The organism is Pseudorhizobium sp. NPDC055634 (assembly GCF_053618655.1).
Genome location: NZ_JBSHHW010000014.1, coordinates 52,342 through 75,536 on the forward strand (window position 1 = coordinate 52,342; position 23,195 = coordinate 75,536).

The 23,195-nt window shown below is 64.8% G+C and carries 18 protein-coding genes; 11 read left to right on the plus strand and 7 right to left on the minus strand.

Annotation, left to right across the window (positions count from 1 at the left end; translation table 11 throughout):
• Positions 1-9: 9 nt before the first annotated feature.
• The 4 genes from ACWGPT_RS19330 (at position 10) to ACWGPT_RS19345 (ending at position 3,259) form a co-directional block, all read left to right on the plus strand.
• Positions 10-1,545, plus strand: coding sequence for an ABC transporter ATP-binding protein (locus ACWGPT_RS19330; RefSeq protein WP_452607265.1), 1,536 nt, complete (start codon positions 10-12; stop codon positions 1,543-1,545).
• Positions 1,532-2,203, plus strand: coding sequence for an energy-coupling factor transporter transmembrane component T family protein (locus ACWGPT_RS19335; RefSeq protein WP_452607266.1), 672 nt, complete (start codon positions 1,532-1,534; stop codon positions 2,201-2,203). The genes ACWGPT_RS19330 and ACWGPT_RS19335 overlap by 14 nt, the downstream gene beginning before the upstream one ends.
• Complete coding sequence (locus ACWGPT_RS19340) at positions 2,200-2,841, plus strand: phosphoribosyltransferase family protein (RefSeq protein ID WP_452607267.1); 642 nt, start codon at positions 2,200-2,202, stop codon at positions 2,839-2,841. Before ACWGPT_RS19335 ends, ACWGPT_RS19340 begins: the two co-directional genes overlap by 4 nt.
• A 181-nt stretch (positions 2,842-3,022) precedes the next feature.
• Positions 3,023-3,259, plus strand: coding sequence for a hypothetical protein (locus ACWGPT_RS19345; RefSeq protein ID WP_452607268.1), 237 nt, complete (start codon positions 3,023-3,025; stop codon positions 3,257-3,259).
• A 28-nt stretch (positions 3,260-3,287) separates the two neighbouring features.
• Here ACWGPT_RS19345 and ACWGPT_RS19350 read toward each other — a convergent pair whose 3' ends face one another.
• From ACWGPT_RS19350 to mscL, 5 genes are all read right to left on the minus strand, one after another.
• On the minus strand, positions 3,288-6,101 hold the full coding sequence (locus ACWGPT_RS19350; RefSeq protein ID WP_452607269.1) for an EAL domain-containing protein: 2,814 nt from the start codon (positions 6,099-6,101) through the stop codon (positions 3,288-3,290).
• A 60-nt stretch (positions 6,102-6,161) separates the two neighbouring features.
• Positions 6,162-7,133, minus strand: a complete 972-nt coding sequence (locus ACWGPT_RS19355; RefSeq protein WP_452607270.1) for a FecR domain-containing protein — start codon at positions 7,131-7,133, stop codon at positions 6,162-6,164.
• A gap of 139 nt (positions 7,134-7,272) precedes the next feature.
• Positions 7,273-8,283: a UDP-glucose 4-epimerase GalE gene (gene galE / locus ACWGPT_RS19360; protein WP_452607271.1), complete on the minus strand. Its 1,011-nt coding sequence runs from the start codon at positions 8,281-8,283 to the stop codon at positions 7,273-7,275.
• 74 nt (positions 8,284-8,357) lie between these two features.
• Positions 8,358-9,527, minus strand: coding sequence for a pyridoxal phosphate-dependent aminotransferase (locus tag ACWGPT_RS19365; protein WP_452607272.1), 1,170 nt, complete (start codon positions 9,525-9,527; stop codon positions 8,358-8,360).
• A gap of 70 nt (positions 9,528-9,597) precedes the next feature.
• Positions 9,598-10,050: a large conductance mechanosensitive channel protein MscL gene (mscL, locus tag ACWGPT_RS19370; protein WP_452607273.1), complete on the minus strand. Its 453-nt coding sequence runs from the start codon at positions 10,048-10,050 to the stop codon at positions 9,598-9,600.
• 177 nt (positions 10,051-10,227) lie between these two features.
• Here mscL and ACWGPT_RS19375 point away from each other — a divergent pair, with 177 nt between their 5' ends.
• Positions 10,228-13,737 carry a PAS domain-containing hybrid sensor histidine kinase/response regulator gene (locus ACWGPT_RS19375; RefSeq protein WP_452607274.1) on the plus strand — a complete coding sequence of 1,170 codons (3,510 nt, stop codon included), beginning with the start codon at positions 10,228-10,230 and terminating at the stop codon, positions 13,735-13,737.
• A 177-nt stretch (positions 13,738-13,914) separates the two neighbouring features.
• Positions 13,915-15,132: an OpgC family protein gene (locus tag ACWGPT_RS19380; RefSeq protein WP_452607275.1), complete on the plus strand. Its 1,218-nt coding sequence runs from the start codon at positions 13,915-13,917 to the stop codon at positions 15,130-15,132.
• A gap of 18 nt (positions 15,133-15,150) precedes the next feature.
• Here the strand turns inward: ACWGPT_RS19380 and ACWGPT_RS19385 are convergent, their stop codons facing one another.
• Both ACWGPT_RS19385 and ACWGPT_RS19390 read right to left on the minus strand, forming a co-directional pair.
• The gene (locus ACWGPT_RS19385) at positions 15,151-16,683 is read right to left on the minus strand and encodes a UxaA family hydrolase (protein WP_452607276.1); all 1,533 of its coding nucleotides are present in this window, start codon (positions 16,681-16,683) and stop codon (positions 15,151-15,153) included.
• A gap of 47 nt (positions 16,684-16,730) precedes the next feature.
• Entirely contained in the window at positions 16,731-17,432 is a 702-nt protein-coding gene (locus ACWGPT_RS19390) for a FadR/GntR family transcriptional regulator (RefSeq protein ID WP_452607277.1), read from the minus strand.
• A gap of 233 nt (positions 17,433-17,665) precedes the next feature.
• Here ACWGPT_RS19390 and ACWGPT_RS19395 point away from each other — a divergent pair, with 233 nt between their 5' ends.
• From ACWGPT_RS19395 to ACWGPT_RS19415, 5 genes are all read left to right on the plus strand, one after another.
• Positions 17,666-19,216, plus strand: coding sequence for a sugar ABC transporter ATP-binding protein (locus tag ACWGPT_RS19395; protein ID WP_452607278.1), 1,551 nt, complete (start codon positions 17,666-17,668; stop codon positions 19,214-19,216).
• 2 nt (positions 19,217-19,218) lie between these two features.
• Positions 19,219-20,244, plus strand: coding sequence for an ABC transporter permease (locus ACWGPT_RS19400; protein WP_452607279.1), 1,026 nt, complete (start codon positions 19,219-19,221; stop codon positions 20,242-20,244).
• 92 nt (positions 20,245-20,336) lie between these two features.
• Complete coding sequence (locus ACWGPT_RS19405; RefSeq protein ID WP_452607280.1) at positions 20,337-21,278, plus strand: substrate-binding domain-containing protein; 942 nt, start codon at positions 20,337-20,339, stop codon at positions 21,276-21,278.
• 60 nt (positions 21,279-21,338) lie between these two features.
• Positions 21,339-22,352 carry an aldo/keto reductase gene (locus ACWGPT_RS19410; RefSeq protein WP_452607281.1) on the plus strand — a complete coding sequence of 338 codons (1,014 nt, stop codon included), beginning with the start codon at positions 21,339-21,341 and terminating at the stop codon, positions 22,350-22,352.
• 4 nt (positions 22,353-22,356) lie between these two features.
• Complete coding sequence (locus ACWGPT_RS19415; RefSeq protein WP_452607282.1) at positions 22,357-23,193, plus strand: amidohydrolase family protein; 837 nt, start codon at positions 22,357-22,359, stop codon at positions 23,191-23,193.
• Positions 23,194-23,195: the final 2 nt, after the last annotated feature.

The window sequence follows — 23,195 nt, forward strand, 5'->3', positions numbered from 1 at the left end:
TGACCGAGATTGCTTGAACTTCGTAATGTTACGGTGGGCTTCGGCGAGGGGCGTTCAGCCCTCGCCGAGGCTTCGCTCGATGTCATGCCCGGTCAGCCGCTGCTCGTCTGCGGCGCGACCGGAAGCGGAAAGACGACACTCCTTCAGACGATGGCAGGCCTGATCCCCTTCCTGGTCAGGCCCCAGGCCTTTTCCGGCAGCGTGTGCCTTGATGGCCAGCCGCTATCGGGGATGACCAAGGACGCGGTGTTTTCCGCAATCAGCGTCGTTTCCCAGGCCGTCGAGGACCAGCTGTGGGACCTCAGCGTCGAGGACCTGATCGCCTTTCCGCTGGAGAACCGCGGACTGGCGAAACCGAAAATCCGCGAACGGCTGCAGGAGCTCCTCGACGAACTCGAACTCACAGGCCTTTGCGGCCGGCGCGTCCTGACGCTCTCGGGTGGGGAACGGCGGATGGTGGCGATCGCCGCCGCGCTGGCGATCGCACCGCGCCTTCTGGTTCTCGACGAACCCACGACGGGGCTCGATCCGGCTGCCCGCCAGAGGCTCGTCCGTATCCTGAGGGGACTGGGAAAAGAGGTGCCCTCCCTGGTGATTGCCGAGCAGGACCCGGCTTCGGTGGGCGAGATCGTCTCCGAAGTGGCACTGCTGAGGGAAGGTCGCCTCGGCGGGACCCGCCCTGCCCTGTCGCTCATGAAAGAGGACGCGCCCTGGCGCGAAGCGGGAATCCTTCCGCCCTTCCTTTACCCGAACAGATCTCCGGCCCGGGCGACGGGAGAGACCCTGCTGGCGGTGGACGGCCTCAAATCCCGCCTTGCGCGGGCCGATGGCAGGGCCGTCCTGCAGGGCATCGACCTGGAAATCAGGGCTGGCGAAGTCGTCGGCCTGATCGGCCGCAACGGCGCGGGCAAGACGACGCTCTTCCAGTCCATCCTCGGGCTGTCGCCCACCACAGCGGGCACCATCGCCATCGGCGGGGAATGCGCCGACGGCTGGAGTTCGGCGCGCCGGGCACGGTCGATCGCGCTTCTGCCGCAGAACATGCGCCGCATCCTCTTCCACATGACCGTCATGGAGGAAGTTACCTTCGCGATAACCGCCGGGAAAAAGTCGTCGGTCCGCCAGTCGGTCGAGGATCAGGCGATGACGGTGCTGCGGAAATACGGGCTGGGCGACGATGCCGGCACCAACCCGTTCGCGCTGTCTTCGCGGCAGCAGGCGCTGCTCGGCCTCGTATGCGCGGAAGCTGCCAACGCGGCGGTCGCCATCCTGGACGAGCCGCTCCTGGCGCGCGACCTCGAAGGCCGTCGCATGCTGCAGCTCTTCCTCGACACCGCCCTTGATCGGGGTCGTGCGGCGATGATGATCTCGCATGACCTGGAACTGGTTGAGGACGTCACCTCGCGTGTCCTCATTCTGGACGACGGAGAGATCGCCTTCACCGGCGAGACGGAGGCAGCCTGGGAAACCCCGGCCTTCGGCAAACTCGGATGGGCACCGCCCCGCCCCTGGCTCAAGCAGGAGAGACGTCATGCGGCTCCATGAAGTGAACTTCTTCGTCAAGCTTGCCGGCGCCTTTGCCGTCATGCTGACGGCATGGCTCGTCCCGGGGTGGCAATACGGCGTCGCGATCTCCGCCCTGATGCTCGCCTTTCTCTGGGCCCAGCGCGTGCCCGGGCTTGCAGGCTACATGAAAGGCGTGGGCCTTCTCACCGTGCTGGTCATGGGCAGCTGGGTCCTCAACCTGATGGTCCAGGGGATGTCCCTCCTGGATGCCCTGCCAATCGCGGCCGGGATGGCGGCGCGACTGGTCACCACGACGGCCGCCTTCTATTTCGTCATGGAGACCAGTACGCCGGGATCCATCCTGGCCGCGGCAAGTGCGGCGCGGCTGCCACCGGTCGCCACGCTGGTCCTGTCCCTCACCTTCGGCATCATCCCGATGCTGCGGGAGGACTTCCAGCGCATCGCCGACGCCCAGAGAGCCCGCGGCATGGAGATCGACGACGTCTCGCTGGCGCTTAAGCTACGATATGCACTGGCCCGCGGAGTGCCCCTCCTCGTACAGGCCATCCGGATGGCGCACGCCATCTCCGTTTCCCTCTCGATCTACGGCTTCGACATGCGTCACAAGCGGACGACATGGCGCAATGTCGGCCTGTTCGTCGAGCCGCAGCTTTATCCAAGGAAGGTTCATTCATGACGAAATCCGACGCCATCGCCGCCGATGATCGCGGCCAGACCTACGCGGTCGACGTCGCGGGCATCGAGGTCAGCCTCCCCATCGTGCCGATCACCCCCGATTTTGCCATCTCGCTGATGATGGTGATCGACCTCGGCGTCCGCTTCGGCGAGCATGCCGGCGCCGAGCTGGCAAAGAAGCTGGCGCCGCTGAAGCCTGATGTGATCGTCGGCGCCGCGACGCTCGGCATCCCGGTCGCCATCGAGGTGTCGCGCGCACTCGCGCTGGACGACTATGTCATCCTGCAGAAGTCGCCGAAGATCCACCTGGCGGATGCCCTGGTGCAGACGATCTCGTCGATCACCTCGAAGGGCGAGCAGCGCCTGCTTCTCGACCGCCGCTCGATCCCGCTTCTCGCGGGCAAGCGCGTCGTCGTCGTTGACGACGTCGTGGCCTCCGGTTCGAGCCTGAAGGGCTGCGTGGACCTCGTGCGCAAGGCGGGTGGCGAGGTCGTCGGCATCGGCGTCATCCTCACCGAGGCGAAGGACTGGGTAACGACGCTGGGGGACGACGCCAGGCTGGTCCACGGCCTCGCCCACATTCCCCAGTTCTCGCAACGGGACGGCCGGTGGGAGCCCATCGCCGAGACCCTGGAGTGACCTTTTGCCATTGATGCGCCCCGCAAGTTCCCTTGCCTGCCCGGGATGGAGTAGTGCGAGGGCGCGGGATCGCATCTCGACGCAATCGGCGGGCGCCGTCCTTCCACGCGACGGCGCCCGCCTGCAGTGCTTGCTCGCCGTCCGAATTAATTTCGTCGTAATTGATTGCTAGGATTGGAGCATGGAGGAAGCCATGAAAACCGATCTCACCATGACCGAAGCTCTGTCCGACCCGTTGATTGGGCTCATGCTCGAAGCAGACGGCATGGACAAGGCGGAATTCGCGGCCCTTCTCGACAAGGTCGCCCGGGAGCAACTGAACCGCACGATGTCTACCCTGCAGGAGCGGCAGGCCAACGTCTTCTATTCTCGCCTGGCCGCAGCCGAGGGTCAGATTTCGTGCGGCGGCCTGTGCTGAGCGCGGACAACCTCGCCGTTTCCTGAGGTCAGGCTGGAACCTTCTTCGCGGACATGCCGGCCTCGACGCGCGCGATGAGACCCGAGGCTGGCCCCGGCCGGCCGAAGTGATAGCCCTGCCCCAGCTGGCATCCGATGACCGAGACCAGCTCCGCCTCTGTCTCCCCTTCGATCCCCTCGCACAGGACTTTCTTGCCAAGCTGCGAGGCGATGCTGGTGACGGCATGCACGATCGCTCTTGAGGCGGCGTCTTCCGCAAGCTTGCGTATGAAAGACTGGTCGATCTTGATCAGGTCGAACGGGAAATCGGAAATGTAGGACAGGGAGGAGTAGCCCGTCCCGAAATCGTCGAGAGCGATTTCGACACCCAGCGTCTTCAGCCGGCGCATGTCATCCAGAAGCTTTTCGGTATCCAGCATGAATGTCGATTCGGTGATCTCGACATGCAGCCTGCCCGGCGGAAGCCCCGACAGTTCAAGCGCACGCAGCACGTCCTCATGAACGTTCGACCGTGCGAACTGTACTGGCGAGAAGTTGACGGCGACGGTCAGTTGCGACGGCCAGCCGGCGACCTCCCTGCACGCTTCCTCCAGCGCCCAGCGTCCGAGCTCGCAGATGAAGCCGTTCGCCTCGGCGATGCCGATGAATTCCATCGGCGAAATGAGGCCGAGTTCCGCATGCTGCCAGCGAATGAGCGCCTCGGCTCCGACGATGGCGCCGGTCTTCAGGTCCACCTGCGGCTGGTAGACGAGGAAGAATTCGCCTCTCCTCAGCGCGGGCCGCATGTCCTTTTCCAGTTGCCGGACACGGGCTTCGGCCGCGGCCTCGACCGGCGTGTGGACGGACCATCCAGGGCCGCCGATCTTCCGGGCATTGTCGAGGGCGGACTCGGCTGCATCGATCCATGCGGCGGGGCCTCCGGCGACATCGCTTGCCAGTGCCGCGCCGACGCGCACAGAGACGTCGACCCGGGACGACCCGCAATTGACGCTCTTCGCGAATACGCCGACGACCTTTTCGGCGTAAGAGGAGAGCGACGCATCCCCCGGCAAGGCGATCGCGGCGCAGAACACATCGCCGCCCAGCCTGCCGACGAAACCGATCTCCGCCGCGGCCGACATTTCCCTGACCGCGGCCATCAGCCGACGGGCGACGGCGCGCAGCACCTGGTCACCGGCATTGCGGCCGAGCGTCGCGTTAACGGTGGCGAACCGATGCAGGTCGATCGCAACCACCGCGAGCCTCGTTTCCTCCGTTGCACTTTCGCGGATGCGGTTGATCAGTTCGCGGCGATTGAAGGCGCCGGTCAGATCATCGAGTTGCGAGAGCCGCCGAAGTTTTGCCTCGTAGGTCTTTCGCGCCGTGACATCCCTGATCGTGATGCAGGCAGCGCATGACCGGTCGCCGGGCCCGTCGCCGCTTTCGCCGGCATGCTCCAGCGAGGAGATCGTCAGCACCGCTTCGAAATGACGTTTCCGGCCCTCGCAGACGAGATCGAACTCCTCCTGGACTGCGGGCGCATTGCGATTGCCTGCCTTGAGATCGGCCACACCGCGCTCGAGCGCCGCTACGAGGACCGGCGGAGCCCCGTCGGAAAAGCTGGCCCCTCGCCTGGGTTCCCACGAGGAAAGGGCGAACGCACCCGCGGTGCGGCTGAGGTCGAGGATCCTGCCCTCGTCGTTGACGATGAAGACGGCATCGACGCTGTCCTGGATGACGCGCTTCAGAATCCGCCGCGAATTCCGCTTCTCCGCGCTCGCGAGTTCGGCAAGCCATGTGGTCAGATCGAGCTTGGCCGCCAGAAGCGCCGTGAAGCCGATGGCGAGGATCAGGTGGATGGTCGTGGTCGGGAGGACGAGGGACCATTGCCGCTGCAGCAGAAAGGCCGCCAGTTCCGAGGCGACTGAGACCGCGATGGCGGCGCCGACCCAGACCGGCACCGGGATCCGTTGGCGCCGGATGATCGCCCCCGCGACGAGAAGCCCCGTCAGGCAATATATCGGCCAGCCGGCCAGCCGCCCGGGAACGCGGTCCTGCAGCAGGGTTTCCGCCGCAAGGATATGGAGCATCGGTCCGCTCAGGATGCCGTAGATCGGCACCGGGAACTGATCCTTCAGTTCCGTCGAATATGCCCCCACCACGATCGACCGGCCTGAAAGCATGCTCTCGGGAACCTCGTCCCTCAAGAGGTCCGCGACCGAAACCACGCTCACCGTCTCCGGCCTGATCGAGAAGTCGATCCCGAGGTTCTCCGGAAGGCCGTTCTCGGGCATGCCCGAGAGGACGACGGGGACGGACGGATAGGTTTCGTCCCCGATTGTCCTGAACGTCTCGAAGGAGCGGAAGTGACCCGCCTGGGTCAGCGATACATCGGCGGCTGCGAGCCACGCATTCTCCGCAAACTGGGGAATGGGAGCGGTGACCGTGGCCGAGGATGGATCATCGATGTCCTGGCGCTGTTCGAAGACCGGCAGGATGACGCCGCCGCCGGCGCGCTCCAGCGCTGCGGCAAGCGCGCGGTCCTGTTCCGGGCGCGACGGGGTGCTGAAGTCGATATCGAGGAGGATATCTCCGGCCCCGGCGGCAACCAGCCTGTCGATGACCTCCGCGTGCACCGAGCGCGGCCATGGCCATGTGCCGACGTGATCGAGGCTCTCCTTGTCTATCGCCAGATAGACGAACCGATCCGACGCGGCCCTCGGCGCATTGACGGCGCGGAAATCGGTCAGTTGCGCATCGAGCCGTTCCACCGTCGAGATGCCCGGCAACCAGAAACAGGACAGCAAAAGCAGGCAGGCCGAGATTGACCAGGTCAGCCCGCCATGTCGCATTGCCTGTTTCATCGAGGGAAGCCGGTGGAGCATCGTCAGGGATAATCCGCGTAATTCGCGCGCTGCCGCCAACTAGTTTCCGTTGCCATTTCCATGGCCGTGACCATGGCCGTTGCCTTTGCCGTTCCCATGGCCATGGCCATTCCCGTTTCCGGGGCCGTTTCCGTTTCCGTTGCCCTTGCCGTTACCGTTACCGTTACCGTTTCCGTTGCCGTTACCCTTGCCTTTTCCGCCTCCCGTGCCATCAGCGTTGCCGCTATCGGCCGTGTTTCCGGTCCCGCTTTCGCTGCCCTGGGCGGTGTCGAATACGCTTCCGCTGCCGCTGTCGTTGCCACTGTCGTTTCCGCTGCCGCTCTCTTGTCCGCCGCTCGTCCCGCCGCCACCGGCGCTTTGGGAACCACCCGGCTCGGCACCGATCGGCGCGGAAGCTCCGACGGCGGCTACGCTTGCTGCCGTCGGCGAAACGGATTCAACCGCGGGGGCGCCGGCAAGCCCAGAGACGCTCATCGTTTGCGACTGGTCGACCCGCGCGCTCTGGCCCGGACCGACATCCGTCGATTGTCCGCCGGTAAAGGACGAAACCTCGACAAGGCCCTCGTCTACGCTGACCGAGGCATCGGTGGGGGTAACCGTGACGCTGAAGCTCGTGCCCTTGACCACCGCCGCCAGGAAGGGCGTGTGCACGTAGGTGTGGGGACGACCGCGCTTCTCGATGTCGAGTGCGAGTTCCCCCTTCTGCTGGACGACTTCCGTCTTGCGGCTGAACAGGCCATTCGTGGTGATCACCGCGGCGAGGGTCTGCGGCTGTATCGATATGGTCTCGACGCCGCGCGTCAGCACCGCGCGGCCGCGCGGGCCGGTGGAAATCCATGCCTTGTTCGGAATCGTCATTCCCGTCGTGACGGGCTGCCAGGTCCGTTTGTCGACCGTGTACTGAACCTGTTGGTTGGCCTTGTCGACCAGCCACTCTCCGGCGACGGCCGGGGCAACGCCCAGAACAGAAACGGCTGCAAGGACAAGAAGGCTACGTATGAACATTGGCATGTGTGCAATCCCCCAATCGGATCACCACATCACTGCCCAATTAAGAAACCCTTCAGGGGGTAGCTAAGATTGCAGGAATGCAACCACTTTCCCGGCATTCCGGGCGGTATTCCGCGTCAAGACGGGTCAAAAGCCAAGGCTAGCCCGATTCCCGGAGGTCGCCGGAATTCCGTTCGGCGAAATGACGTTCCCAGTCCAGTGCCGTTCGGACGATGACGTCGAGATCGTCATATCGCGGCGTCCACTCCAGGAGGCATCGCGCCAGGGTGGCATCCGCAACGACGCTTGCCGCATCACCCGGCCGCCTCGGGCTGTATCTCACGTCGAACGTCTTCCCGCTCACCCGCATGACCGTCTGGAGGACTTCCAGCACGGAATAGCCCCGACCGTAGCCGCAGTTGGCGATCAGCGGTTCGCCGCCATGGCGAAGGTAGCTCAACGCCTTGAGATGCGCGTCCACGAGATCGCTGACATGGATGTAGTCGCGTATTCCCGTCCCGTCCGGCGTCGCGTAGTCGGTGCCGAAGACGTCGACTCCCGGCCTCCTGCCAAGTGCGGCCTCCACGGCGACCTTGATCAGGTGGGTGGCGCCCACCGTGGAAAGGCCGGTTCGGCCCTGCGGGTCGGCACCGGCGACGTTGAAATAGCGCAGCGCCACGAAGCGAAGGTCGTGGGCCGCCGCGGCGTCCCGCAGCATGATTTCCACCATCCGCTTCGACTGGCCATAGGGGTTCTTGGGCTGCGTGATCGCCGTTTCGAGAACGGGGGCGTCATCCGGCTGGTCGCCGTAGACCGCGGCCGTGGAGGAGAAGATGAAATGCCTGATGCCGGCCGACAGGGTCGCCTCCACGAGGAGCCGGCTCTTGCAGGTATTGTTGTCGTAATATTCCAGCGGATGGGCCACGGATTCCGGCACGATGATGGATGCCGCGAAATGCATGACCGCATCGATGCGGTTCTCCGCGAATACCTGCGCCAGGACATGCTTGTCGCCGACATCCCCGAGATAGAAGCGGGCGGCGGAAGGGACGGCCCAGCGGAAGCCGGTGGACAGGCGGTCGAGAACGACGACCTCTTCGCCGGCATCCAGCAATGCCCACACCATGTGACTGCCGATATAGCCGGCACCACCGGTCACGAGAACGGCCATGTTCAGGCTCCCTGCCTCTCTTTGATCGGGAAGCGACGCGCGGCATGTCTCCTCCCGCCGCGCCGCCGATCCTATCAGAGCTTGAGGATATAATCCGCCAACCGCTCCGCCGCCAGCCGCACTTGCGTCGGGTCCCTCAGGAAACACGCCCGGAGGAACTCTTCGCCGCCCGGCCCGAAGGCTGAGCCCGGCGCGAGGGCGACCTGGACCTGGTCGACGATGTCGAGCGCGGCTTTCCGGCTGTCCGTCACGCCGTCCACCTTGAGGAAGGCATAGAGCGCACCCTGCGGCTTCAGCGTCTCGACCCTGTTGGTGGCGATCAGCGCGTCGCAGAGGATATCGCGCGCCTCCCGCGCCCTGGCGAAATTCTCGCCGACGAAGTCGTCGCCGTGGTCGAGTGCGGCGACGCAGCCGCGCTGCAGGAACTGCGGGACGCCCGAATTGGAATACTGGACGAGATTTTCGATGACCTGTCCCAGTTCCGGCGGAGCCAGCAGCCAGCCGACTCGCCACCCGGTCATGGACCAGTTCTTGGAGAAGGAATTGGCGAAGATCACCCGCTCGCCCGGTTCCATCACATCCAGGAAGGATGGCGCGCGCCCGCCGTCTCCGTAATAGTAAAGCGCATAAATCTCGTCGGCGACGATCCAGACCCCGTGCTTTCGCGCCAGCGCGAGAATGGCGGCCAGTTCGTCCCTGCTGGCCGTCCATCCCGTCGGGTTGGAGGGCGTGTTCACGAAGATCGCGCGGGTTTTCGGCGTGATCAGCGCCTCCAGCTTCTGCAGGTCCAGAGACCAGCCGCCGTTCACGAAATCCAGGGGCAGCGGCACGGCCTTCGCGCCGCCGAGTTCCGTGGCGGCGACGATGTTGGGCCAGGCGGGGGACAGATAGATCAGCTCGTCGCCGGGCGACGTGACCGCCTGCGCGGCGAGCATGATCGCATGCATGCCCGACCCGGTGACGTAGAAATGGTCGCTGGAAAGCGAGACTGCGAAATGCCGCGCATAGTAGCGCGACAGCGCCTCCCGCAGTTCGGGAATCCCGCGTTGCCAGGTGTAGAAGGTTTCGCCGGCCAGGAGCGCGTCGCTCGCCGCCCTGTTTATGAAATCCGGAGAGGGCAGATCGCCCTCCCCTGCCCAGAGCGGGATCAGTCCTTCCTGGCCCCGCGCATAGGTTATGACTTCGACGATACCGCTCTCGGGCGCTGCAAGCGCGCGAGGGCTCAGACTGTCCAAGACCGACATTCGATCACTCTCCGTTGTCAGACCGTCATAGCGCAGCCAGCGGTTCCAATCCTATGACAATCGGTGAGGTTCAGATCGATTTGGGTGATGGTTCTCCGCGTGTCTTGAGCAGGTCGCGGATTTCGGTCAGCAGCAGGACGTCCGCCGGCGGCGGGGCTGCGGCCTCCTCGACCGGCTTCTTCTCTTCCGCGAGGCGGATCCTGTTCACCACCTTGACCATAAGGAAGATGATCCAGGCCAGGATCAGGAAGTTCAGGATCACCGTGATGAAGCTGCCATAGGCGAAGACGGCGCCTTGCTCGCGGGCAGCCGCCAGCGTGGTCGCGGTGACGCTCGAGGAAAGGGGAATGAAATAGTCGGAGAAATCGATACCGCCGATGATCGCCCCGACGACCGGCATGATGATGTCGTTGACCAGGGAATTGACGATGCCCGTGAACGCGCCGCCAATGATGATACCGACTGCGAGGTCGATCACGTTACCCTTGGCGATGAAAGAGCGGAACTCAGAAACAACGGACATGGCGATCCCTTTCCGTAACGATCATGTCGACCCAAGCGCCGGGCCCGGCGAGGCCTCTCCTTTACGCCCTGGCAGGAGGTGACATCTAGGACTTTAGGCCAAGACCTCAATGATTTCCAAGCAATCTATTTTCACCTATCCTGCGCGGTCTGAGCGCGCGTCCCGAGTGGAGTAGACATGCTTCCCGCCTGGCTGATCTTCCTGTCGGCATTCGGCTACATTCTCTTGCTTTTTGCGGTCGCGAGCTATGGTGATCGCCGGAGCCGGCGGATCGGCGTTCCCGCGCGCGGTCGCCCGGTCGTCTACGCTCTCAGCCTCGCCATCTACTGCACGTCCTGGACCTATTTCGGGGGCGTGGGTCTCGCCTCCCAGCGGGGGCTGGAGTTCACGGGCATCTATATCGGCCCCATCCTCGCCTTCACCGTCGGCATGCCGGTCATCCGACGCATCGTGGCACTCGCCAAGGCGGAAAAGCTCACCTCCGTCGCCGACTTCATCGCAGCCCGCTACGGCAAGAACCCGGCCGTCGCGATGATCGTCGCGGTCATCTCGCTGATCGGGGCGATCCCCTATATCGCCCTCCAGCTGAAGGCCGTCTCCAGTTCCGTCGCCGCCATGGTGGACGCCTCCGCTTACGGAATCGGCAGCGGCGACCTGCATTTCATCGACCTCGCGCTGATCGTTACGGTCCTGATGGCATGCTTCGCCGTCGTCTTCGGGACCCGCCACACGGACGCGACCGAGCACCAGGACGGACTGATCCTCGCGGTTGCGATGGAATCGGTCGTGAAGCTTCTCGCCTTCGCCACAATAGGCATCGCGGTGGTCTTCTTCCTCTTCGACGGGCCGGCAGACCTGTGGCAGCGCTCGGCCGACAGCCTCCTTGTCGCCTCGGCCATGTCCTACGAAACCCCGATCAGCCGATGGATATTGCTGATCGTCCTCTCGGCGATCGCCATCATCATACTGCCGCGGCAATTCCACGTGACCGTTGTGGAGAACCGCACCGAACAGGAACTGAAGACGGCAGGCTATTTCCTGCCGCTCTATCTCATCGCCATCAACATCTTCGTGCTGCCTATCGCGATTGCCGGCATCGTCCAGTTCGGGGGCACGGGCGATGCCGACCTCTACGTGCTGCTCCTGCCGCTCGCCAACGAAATGCCTATCGTGTCGCTTATCGCCTTCATCGGCGGTTTTTCGGCGGCGACGGCGATGGTCATCGTCGCCTCCGTGGCGCTGTCGATCATGGTCTCGAACGACATTGTCATGCCGGTGCTCCTGCGGCGCAAGCTTATGCGGCGTTCCGTGCATCGGGCGGATTTCACCAAGACCCTGCTGCGGGTCCGGCGGACCTCGATCATCGTCGTCCTCATGCTCGGCTACGCCTATTATCGCGGCGCCGACAGCGAGTCCGGCCTGGCGTCCATCGGCCTTCTCGCCTTCGCGGCCATCGCACAGATGGCTCCGAGCCTGTTCGGCGGCCTCATCTGGCGGCGGGCGAACGCCCGCGGCGCCATTCTCGGCATGACGTTCGGCTTCCTCGTCTGGGCCTACCTGCTGTTTGTCCCGAGCCTTGGCGGACCGAACAACTCCCATGTCGCGGCTGCGGTTCTCGATTTCCTGTTTCCCGGAACCGGGCTTTTCTCCGGGCCCGACATGGACGCGCTGGTGACGGTGACCCTGTTCAGCCTGATCATCAACACCGCGGCTTTCGTGTTCGGATCGCTGTCGCGCAACCCGACCCCCGTCGAACGGATACAGTCGGGCATCTTCGTGCGCAGGCACAGCCGGACGCAGTTTGCCACCCGGGGCTGGAAGACCCGCGTCAGCGTCGGTGACCTCAAGACGACGATCGCGCGCTATCTCGGCGAAGAGCGCATGGAGCGCTCCTTCTCCAACTATGCAAATGCCGGGGGGCGACGGCTGGAGGACGGGCAGCCGGCGGACATGGCGCTCATCCACTTCTCCGAACAGCTGCTGGGAAGCGCGATCGGCTCTTCTTCGGCGCGGCTCGTCCTTTCGCTCATCCTGCAGAAGGCCGAGGATACGAATTCGGACACGGCCTGGCTGCTCGACCAGGCAAGCGAGGCGCTGCAATACAACCAGGACATGCTGCAGACCGCGCTCTCGCAGATGGACGAGGGTATCGCCGTCTTCGACAGTTCCTACTGCCTGACGATCTGGAACCGCCGCTTCCGTAACCTCCTCGACCTGCCGGAGCAGTCCGGCCAGGTCGGCTATCCTCTGACCGACATCGTCGGCTACCTGTCGGACCGAGGCGACATCCAGCCTGAACACAGGGCGGAGGTGATCCGCCAGTTCCAGACGCTCGACGCTCCCTTCTCGCTCGTGGTGGGCGGCGGCGAGCGCATCATCGAGGTGCGGTCCAATGCCATGCCCGACAAGGGCATCGTCGCGACGTTCACCGACATCACCGAACGGGTCGCCGCAGATCGCGCCCTGAAGCTCGCCAACGAGACGCTGGAGCAACGGGTCGAGGAGCGCACTGCGGAACTGACCAGGGTGAACCGGGAACTGGCCGAGGCGCGGGCCGCCGCCGAAGAGGCCAATATCGGCAAGACGCGCTTCTTCGCAGCGGCAGGGCACGACATCCTGCAGCCGCTGAATGCCGCACGCCTCTATTCCTCCGCGCTGGTCGAGCGCCTCGGCCACTCGGAAAACAACGCGCTCGTGCGCAACATCGACTCGGCACTGGAGTCGGTGGAAACGATCCTCGGGGCCGTTCTCGACATCTCCCGCCTCGACACCGGGGCCATGAAGCCCCGCATCGCCTCAGTACCGCTCGACGAGCTCCTGAGGCGCATCGAGACCGACTTCGCGCCCATGGCACGGGAGAAGAACCTCCGTTTCGTCGTGGTTCCGAGTTCGATCCGCGTCCGCTCCGATGCCAACCTGTTGCGCAGGCTGGTCCAGAACCTCGTCTCCAACGCGATCAAGTACACGATCGACGGGAAAATCCTGGTCGGGGCGCGCCGGCGCGGGGAGGAGGTGGTGATCGAAGTGGTCGATTCGGGCATCGGCATTCCGTCTGCGAAGTTCCGGACCGTGTTCAAGGAGTTCGCCCGCCTTGACGAGGGGGCGCGGACGGCGGCCGGGCTCGGGCTCGGGCTTTCGATCGTCGATCGCATCTCGCGCGTCCTCAACCATCCGGTCGAGCTGTCCTCGATACCCGGCAAGGGCACCGTCTTCCGGGTCCGCATGCCCCGCGACATGTCAGCGGCATCGACAGTCCGCACCACCGAGCGGCCGGAGCGGCGTCGAACCACGCAGCCGCTGACGGGGCTCCGGGTCCTGTGCATCGACAACGACGAGAAAATTCTCGAGGGCATGGCCCTGCTGATCGCCGGCTGGGGATGCAATGTCGGGCAGGCGACGTCGATGGGAGAGGTCGAGGCACTGGTCGCGAGCCAGGAGCCGCCGCCCGAGCTTGTCGTCGCCGACTATCATCTCGGCGACGGCAACGGCGTCCAGGCCATCATGCGCCTGCGGGAGGCCTACAAGGCCGACATTCCGGCGCTACTCGTGACCGCCGACCGGTCGCTGGAAGTGCGGGCGGAGGCGGAGCGCCATGACATCGCCCTGCAACACAAACCGGTGCGGCCGGCTGCCCTGCGCGCCCACCTCACCCAGGTCGCCGGCATCAAGCGCATGGCGGCGGAATAGACCCGGCGTTCATCCGGCAGTCATCCACTCTTCCCTAATACTTTAGAAAGTCCGGCGCGGACGCGCGGAACTCACCGCGTGATTGCTGCGTTGGGGCGCTGAATATCCTGGCCCGAAGAGGCCATACCGACCGGGCGGCCCAGGCGCATCGGCACGGCAATACGGAGACCGCGACCGATGAAAAGGTTCGATATTATTGATGGTATGCGAGGCTATTTCCTCGTTTTCATGCTGATCAACCACCTGATCTTCGCCGGCGGTTACTGGCTGGTGAAAGTCAACCACAACCAGTTGGCATTCGTCGAGGACGCGCAGGGCTTCGTCTTCCTGTCCGGCCTCCTCATCGGCATGGTCTATGCCCGCAAGATGATGAAGAACGGCTATGCCGTCGGGCGCCAGGCGATCTATTCACGGGCTTTCGAACTCTACCGCTATGCGATGGGGATCGTGATTGCCGTGCTCGCCGCACAGATGATCCTGCCGGAAGCCTACAGCGTCTGGTACAACTGGCTGGGCTATACGACCTTCGACGATCCGCTTCGTCTCGCCGCCATCGCGACCTTCCTGTTCCAGCCGACGTTCATGGACATCCTGCCGCAATACATCGTCTACATGCTGTTTGCACCCATGCTCGTGAAGCTGGTGATCGAGGACAAGTGGCACTACGTGCTCGCCGCCTCGCTCACCCTGTGGATGGCCGGCCAGCTTGGCCTGCACCGGATCGTCACCGAGCCGCTCAACCAGGCCGTGATGGGTCCGGACGACCAGGGCATCCGCGCCAGCTTCAACCTTCTCGGCTGGCAGATCGTCTTCTATTCCGGGCTTGTCCTCGGCGCGATGACCTCGACGAACAAGATCGACTGGAACCGGATCCTGACGCCGGAAAACACCTTCATCCCGAAGATGGCGCTGATCCTCGTCCTGTTCTTCCTGCCGCTGCGCATCATGACGGCGAACGGGCTGATGCCGGACTTCATGATCGGCAAGTTCGCCTCGATGGAGATCCGCGCCGACTTCGGCCCGGTCTACCTCCTGAACTTCATCGCGGTTGCCGCACTCGTCACCTGGCTTCTCGTCGCAGGTCCGAGACACCCGTCATCCTTCGTCCAGAAGGCTGCAGGCGTCCTCACCTGGGTGTTCTCGCTGAAGTTCCTGCAGCTGCTCGGCCGCCACTCGCTCTATGTCTATGTCTGGCACGTGGCGATCGTCTATGGCGTCTACTATCTGGACGGCCGCTCGCCGCAGCTGAGCGAGGTGACGAAGACGGCCATCGCGTTCGCGGGGATTGCCCTGCTGGCGCTGCCCGCCGTGTGGCGGGAGCGGGAGAGGTTCATCGCCCCCGCCTCCGCCCAGCCCATGCGCGCTATGAAGCCGCAGAACAAGCCGGCCCGATAGGAAACCCGGTGCGGTGGCTCAGGTCACCGCACCGATCTGCCACGGCACGAATTCATTGTCGCCGTAGTCATAGACTTCACTCAGCGTCTTCCTGCCCGACGCGACCGCGAGTATCTCCTCGAAAATCCGCTGCCCGGACTGCTCGATCGTCTCCTCGCCGGTGACGATCCCGCCGCAGTTGAGATCCATGTCCTCCTTCATGTGCTCGTACATTTCGGAGTTGGTGGCGATCTTGATGCAGGGCGACGGCTTGAAGCCGGAAACCGAGCCGCGTCCGGTCGTGAAACAGATGACATTGCAGCCGCCTGCGACCTGCCCGGTCACCGCCACCGGATCGTATCCGGGCGTATCCATGAAGACGAAGCCGGGCTCGGTCACGGTCTCGGCGAATTCATAGACGGCCTTGAGTGGCATGGAGCCGCCCTTGGCGACGGCGCCGAGAGACTTTTCCAGGATCGTCGTCAGTCCGCCGAGCTTGTTGCCGTGGGACGGATTGTTGTTGAGCTCGTCGCCGTTGCGTGCGGTATAGTCACGCCACCATTCGATCCGCTGCATGAGCTTTTCGGCGACCTCCGGCCTGACGGCCCGCCGCGTCAGCAGGTGTTCCGCGCCGTAGATCTCCGGCGTTTCCGAGAGCACAGTGGTGCCGCCGTTGCGGACGATGAGGTCGGAGGCGTGGCCGAGTGCCGGGTTGGCGGAGATGCCGGAATAGCCGTCGGACCCGCCGCATTCGAGGGCGACCTTGAGTTTCGACAGCGGCTGGGGCGTGCGCACCGCGGCGTTCACGCCCGGCAGCATCTCCTTGATGATCTCGATCGCCGCGTCGATGGTCTTCTTCGTGCCGCCGTGCTGCTGGATCGTCATGGTCCGCAGGCGGCTGCCCTCCTCCATCTTGTAGTGCTCGAGGATCGGGCCGATCTGGTTCGTTTCGCAACCGAGACCGATCATCAGGATGCCGCCGAAGTTCGGATGCTTGGCATAGCCCTGGATGGTGCGGATCAGCACCCGGTAACCTTCCGACTTGTTGTTGAGCGCGCAGCCGCCGCCATGCGTCAGGGCCACCACGCCGTCGATATTGTCGAACCCGTCCAGCCCGCCCATGCGGTTGAAGTAGTCGGCGATGTAGCGCGACACGGTGGCGGAACAGTTCACCGAGGAGATGATGCCGATGTAGTTGCGCGTGCCGGCGCCGCCGATCCCGCGGTCATAGCCCATGAAGGTCCGCCGCTCGCTTTCCGGCAGCATGCCCTTCTCTTCGATATCGACGCTGAACTGGTGTTCGTGCTCGGAGGGCAGCATGGCGAGGTTGTGCAGGTGGACGTGGCTGCCGGGCTCGATATCCTGCGTCGCGACGCCGATCACTTGCCCGTATTTCTTCACCTCGGCCCCCGAGGGAATGTGCCGGAGCGCGACCTTGTGGCCGCGGCCGATCAGTTCGCGCGCGACGAGATCGCCGTGGCCGACGGGATTTCCCGCCTGCACGGAACGGCGAACGACACCGACATCATCGGCCGGATTGAGAATGATGACGGGTGTGATGATGGCATCCATGACTGCTTCCCCCTCCCGGGAGTATTCCTGATTTTCGATTGTGTGGCTCAGCGCGGCTCGTTTTCCATCCACCGGCGCTTCGACTGTTCCAGATGCGCATGCATCATCGCCTGGGCGAGGAGCGGATCGCGCGCCTGCAGGGCGGTGAAGATCGCCTCATGCTCGAGGAGCGCGAGATGCCAGGTTTCCGGCGTCTCGAAGCGTGTCCGCAACTGGGCGGATATCGGGCTGTGGCGCTCGTCGAACAGGTCGCCGACAATGTGCGCCAGCACGGAATTGCCGGCCTGGGCGGCGATCGTGAGGTGGAAGATCCGGTCCTGGTCCAGCGGCTTGCGGCCCGCCTCGATCTCGGCACGCATGGCGTCGAGCGTTTCGCGCAGCAGGGTCAGTCCCTCGGGGGAAACCCTGGCGGCGGCCGAAAGCGCGACCGTCCCCTCGACGGCGGCGCGCGCCTCCATCAACTCGATCGGGCTCTCTCCCATCGAGCCCGTCTGCAGCGGACGACGGTCGGATTCGGCCGTGATGTAGATCCCCGACCCCATGCGGATCTCGACGCTGCCTTCGATTTCCAGCGCGATCAGCGCCTCGCGGAGAGACGGGCGGGAGACGCCGAGTTGCTGCGCGAGATCCCGTTCCGCGGGCAGGCGGGCACCGGGCGGGAAGTGGCCTCCCTGGATCAGCGTCCGTATCTGGTCGGCGATCTGCTGGTAGAGCCGCCGCGGCTCTGCCGCCTTGATGGGTCCGTTCATGGGTTTCCGCGTTCCCTGCATCTGGCCTTACCATAGTAGCTCCTCACGGGGCGGGCAAGCCGAATGCGCGGCCGGAGGTCACTGGTATAACAAGGATTTTGACCGATGCGCATGACAGGCAAAAACCTCGTCCGCAAAATTGGCTTGACCAGTTTGGATGACGAGGAGTAACCATTGGAGGCTGGCGGGAGGAGCCCGGCCGAGCGGAAAAAATGTTGAGGGGAGGAGGCAGCATGGAAACGTCTGCGCGCGTCGAACGCGCCCTGTCCGGCCCCGCCGACGGCGAGCCGCTGCTTCGCCTCCACGGCATCACCAAGGAATTTCCGGGCGTCCTCGCTCTCGCCGACGTGCATTTCGACCTGCGCCGCGGCGAGGTCCATGCCGTCTGCGGCGAGAACGGCGCCGGCAAGTCGACGCTGATGAAGATCATCAGCGGCGTCTACCAGCCGAGCGGCGGCAGCATCGTCTACAAGGGCGAGGAGCGACGCTTCGCCTCCCCTCTGGAATCGGAAGCCGCCGGCATCGCGATCATCCACCAGGAACTCAACCTCGTCCCGCATCTGTCGGTGGCCGAGAACATCTATCTGGCCCGCGAACCGCGCCGCGGCTTCCTGGTCGACCGCCGGAAACTGCGCGCCGATGCGAAGCGCTGCCTCGACCGCCTCGGCGTCGACATCGGGCCGGACGTAGCCGTGCGGACGCTCTCGGTGGCGCAATGCCAGATGGTGGAGATCGCCAAGGCACTGTCGCTCGACGCCGAAGTGCTCATCATGGACGAGCCGACCTCGTCGCTCACCGAACAGGAGACCCGGCTGCTCTTCAAGGTCATCCGCGACCTGAAGGCCGAAGGGGTCGGCATCGTCTACATCTCGCACCGGCTGGACGAGATGGCGGAGATCGTCGACCGGGTCACCGTGTTGCGCGACGGTCGCTACATCGCCACCGACGACTTCGCCGACACGACCGTCGACGCGATCGTCGCGAAGATGGTCGGCCGCTCGCTCGAGGAGAAGTTTCCCGAGCGGACCTCGACGCCGTCGCAGGATGTCATCTTCAGCGTCGCGGGGCTGAGGCGCGAGGGCGTCTTCTCCGATATCGGCTTCACGCTTCGCCGCGGGGAAATCCTCGGCTTTGCGGGCCTGATGGGAGCCGGACGGACGGAAGTCGCGCGCGCCATCTTCGGTGCCGACGCGCTCGACGGCGGGACCATCACCCTGCACGGCGAGACGCTTTCGATCCGCTCGCCGCGCGATGCCATCGCCGCCGGCGTCGCCTATCTGTCGGAGGACCGAAAGGCGCAGGGCCTGGCGATCAAGATGCCGGTCGACGCCAACATGACGCTCGCCAACATGGAAGAGGTCTCGAACGGCCTCGGCTTCATCGATTTCGCGCGCCACGCGCAGGTGACGCAGGACTATGTGCGGCTCCTGAACATCCGCACGCCCTCGATCAGGCAGCCGGTGCGTCTCCTGTCGGGCGGCAACCAGCAGAAGATCATCATCGGCAAGTGGCTCTTCCGAAAGCCGAAGGTGATGTTCTTCGACGAGCCGACGCGCGGCATCGATGTCGGCGCGAAATTCGCCATCTACCAGATCATGGATGAGCTTGCCGCGCAGGGCATCGGCGTGGTGCTGATCAGTTCCGAACTGCCGGAAATCCTCGGCATGACCGACCGCGTCGCGGTCTTCCACGGCGGCCGCATCACCGGCGTGCTCCATACGCGCGCGACGGACCAGGAGGAGATCATGCGCTACGCCTCCGGCTATGGACCAAGGGGACACTGAGGATGACTATCGCAGACGCAAACGCGCCGAAGAGCCGCCGCCTGACCGACCGGCAGAAGGACATCATCCAGAAGTTCGCCGCCCTCGGCAGCCTGTTCGTCCTGATCGCGGTGTTCTCGCTGACGAGCAGCGCCTTCTTCACCGTCAACAACGCCATGACGATCGCGCTTCAGGTGACGTCGATCGCGCTGCTCGGGATCGGCGCGACCTGCGTGATCATCACCGGAGGGATCGACCTGTCGGTCGGCTCCGTGCTGGCGCTGGCGGGCGTGGTCGCGGCACTGGCGGTGCGGGACTTCGGCATCCCGGTGCCCTTCGCCATGCTGATCGGCATCCTGACCGGCTCCGTCTGCGGCTGGATCAACGGCCTGCTGGTCACGAAGATGAAGCTGCCGCCGTTCATCGCGACCCTCGGCATGATGCTGATCGCTCGCGGCGTGGCGCTGCAGATCACGGGGGCGCGGGCCGTTTCCGGGCTCGGCGAGACTTTCGGCGTCCTCGGCAACGGCTCGCTCTTCCGCATCGTCACGATTGGCGACGACGGTTTCCCGACCGTGGTCTTCCCCGGCATCCCCTATCCCGTCATCCTCATGGTGGTGATCGCGATCGCCGTCTCGCTGATGCTGAACCGTTCCGTTCTCGGCCGCCATATCTATGCGGTAGGCTCGAACGCCGATGCGGCCCGTCTTTCCGGCGTCAACGTCGGCCGCGTCGTCAGCTTCACCTACGTGCTTTCCGGGACGCTTGCCGGCCTTACCGGATGCGTCCTGATGTCCCGGCTCGTCACCGCGCAGCCGAACGAGGGCGTCATGTACGAGCTCGACGCCATCGCCAGCGCGGTCATCGGCGGCACTTCGCTGATCGGCGGCGTGGGCACGATCTCCGGCACGGCCATCGGCGCCTTCGTGATCGGCATCCTGCGCAACGGCCTCAACATGAACGGCGTCTCAGCCTTCACCCAGCAGATCATCATCGGCCTCGTCATTCTGGGCACCGTCTGGATCGACCAGTTGCGCAACCGCCGGTGAAGAAAGGGTGCGGACCTTATCCGCGACATGCACGGGGCGTGAGGAGCTCCCCGGGAACCGGCCGGTCAGGCCAATCGTTTTGGAGGAAGACAATGAAGAAGCTTGCAGCAGCATTCCTGACATCTGCCATCGCCATCGGCGCCTACTCTTCGGCCCAGGCCGGCGAGATCGCCGTCATCGTCAAGACAGTCAACTCGACCTTCTGGCAGAACGTCCAGAAGGGCGCGGATGCCGCCATGAAGGATATCCCGGGGCACACGATGACCTTCCAGGGTCCGGCCGCTGAATCCGCCATCGCCGACCAGGTCAACATGGTCGAGAACGCCGTCAACCGCGGCGTCGCCGGCATCGTGCTTGCGCCCTCGGATCCGGACGCCCTCGTGCCGGCGGTCAAGAAGGCCTGGGAAGCCCGCATCCCGGTCGTGATCGTCGATTCCATGCTCGCGGACGGTGCGGAGCAATATTACCAGTCCTTCCTCGCCACCGATAACAAGAAGGCCGGCGAACTCGCGGCCCAGGCGCTGATCGACAAGGTCGGCACCGAAGGCAAGATCGCCGTCATGTCCTACGTGGCGGGCGCCGGTTCCGAGATCGGCCGCGTGGGCGGCTTCACCGACTACATCAAGGCCAACTCCAAGCTCGAGATCGTCGGCCCCTACTATTCGCAGTCGCAGATGGCGACGGCGCTGAACCAGACGACCGACGTTCTGGCCGCCAACGCAGACCTCAAGGGCATGTTCGGCGCCAACGAACCGACGGCCATCGGCATGGGCCGCGCGCTGAAGCAGGCCGGCAAGGCAGGCCAGGTCGTGGCGGTCGGCTTCGACGGCAACCAGGACCTGCAGGAATTCGTCAAGGACGGCACGCTGTCGGCCATTGCCGTGCAGGGTTCCTTCCAGATGGGCGAACTCGGCGTCCAGACCGTCAACAAGATCATCAACAAGGAGAAGGTCGAGAAGTTCGTCGATACCGGCGTCGTCGTCGTCACCAAGGACAATATCGACAAGCCGGAGGCCCAGAACGTCCTCTACTGATCTTCCTCCATCGGCGCGCGTCGCACATGACGCGCGCCTCCTTTCACAAGGACCGCCCCGATGAACGCCGCCGAAACCCGAAAGCTTCCCCGCGCCGATGTGAACGTTACCCTGGTGGGCCTCGGCTGCGCCCAGATGGGCAATCTCTATCGCGTAACGAGCTACGCGGAATCCGCCGGTGCGTTCCAGGCGGCCTGGGATGCCGGCATCCGCTATTTCGACACCGCGCCCTTCTACGGCTATACCCGCTCGGAACGCCGCCTCGGCACCATGCTGACCGACCTGCCGCGCGACAGCTACGTGCTCAGCACCAAGGTCGGCCGCGTCATGACCCCGGACGAGACGGTCGGGGAAGAGGAGGACGGCTATGTCCGGCCGCTGCCCTTCCGGCCGGTCTACGACTACACCTATGACGGCATCATGCGCTCCTTCGAGGCAAGCCAGCAGCGCCTCGGGATCCTGAAGCCGGACATTCTCTACGTACACGACATCGGCCGCATGACGCACGGCGAGAAGCACCATCACTACTGGAGCCAGCTTACCGATGGCGGCGGCTTCCGGGCTCTCGGCAAGCTCCGGGACGAAGGCTCCACGAAGGCCGTCGGCCTCGGCGTCAACGAGTGGCAGGCGATCCGCGACGCGATGAAGGTCTTCGACATAGACGTCTCGATGCTTGCCGGCCGCTACACGCTCCTGGAGCAGGAAAGCCTGCCGCTGATGAACGAATGCGCAAGGCGCGGCGTGGCGATCGTCGCGGCCGGCCCTTTCAATTCGGGTATCCTCGCCGGAAACAGGAAGTTCAACTATGCCGATGCGCCGGCCGAAATCCTTTCCCGCGTCGAGGACCTGCGGATCGCCTGCGAGGAAGAGGGCGTGTCGCTCCAGGCGGCCGCGCTGCATTTCCCGCTGAGCCATCCGGCCGTCGTGACGATCGTCTCCGGTGCGCGGACGGCGGAACAGGTCCGGTCCAACGTCGCCTGGTTCTCGGAGACCATTCCGGCCTCCTTCTGGGTCTCGCTTCGCAGCCGGGGCCTGATTGCCGAGGGCACGCCCCTGCCCGGCGATGGAGCCTGAGGCGATGCGCGTCGACGCCCATCAGCACTTCTGGCGGATCGCCGACCGCGCCGGACAGTGGCCGCCGCCGGAACTGGCGGCGATCCACCGCGACTTCATGCCCGGGGACCTGGAGCCGCTTCTGCGCGAAGCCGGCATCGACGGAACGGTTCTCGTGCAGACGATGGAGACCGAGGCGGACACGGCGTTCATGCTGGACCTTGCCCGATCCAACCCCTTCATCCTCGGGGTGGTCGGCTGGACGGACCTGAAGTCGCCGGATGCAGCCGCCGCGATCGAACGGCTTGCGCGCGACCCGATGCTCAGGGGCTTCCGGCCCATGCTGCAGGACATCGCGGACGACCGCTGGATCGACGATCCCGCGCTGGAACCCGCCCTTTCGGCGATGATCGATACCGGTCTCGTCTTCGACGCGCTCATCCTGCCGCGCCACCTCGACGCGCTTCTCGCCTTTGCCCGTCGCGCCACCCGCCTGCCGATCGTGGTCGACCACTGCGCCAAGCCGCTGATTGCCGAGGGCCGGTTCGTGGACTGGTACGCCCGCATGAAGGCGCTTGCGGAACTGCCCAATGTACACTGCAAGCTGTCGGGACTGCTGACCGAAGCCGGAGACCAGAAGCCCGCGGCGGTGCGGCCCTATGCGGAAACGGTCCTCGACCTCTTCGGCCCGCGGCGCGTCATGTGGGGCAGCGACTGGCCGGTGCTGCGGCTTGCCGGCGACTACCGGGCCTGGCACGCCCAGTGCCTCGACATCGTCCCGCCGGATGATCGCGATGCCGTCTTCGGCGGCAATGCCATCCGTTTCTACTCCCTCGGCGGAACATCCCGCCCAGCCATCTGACA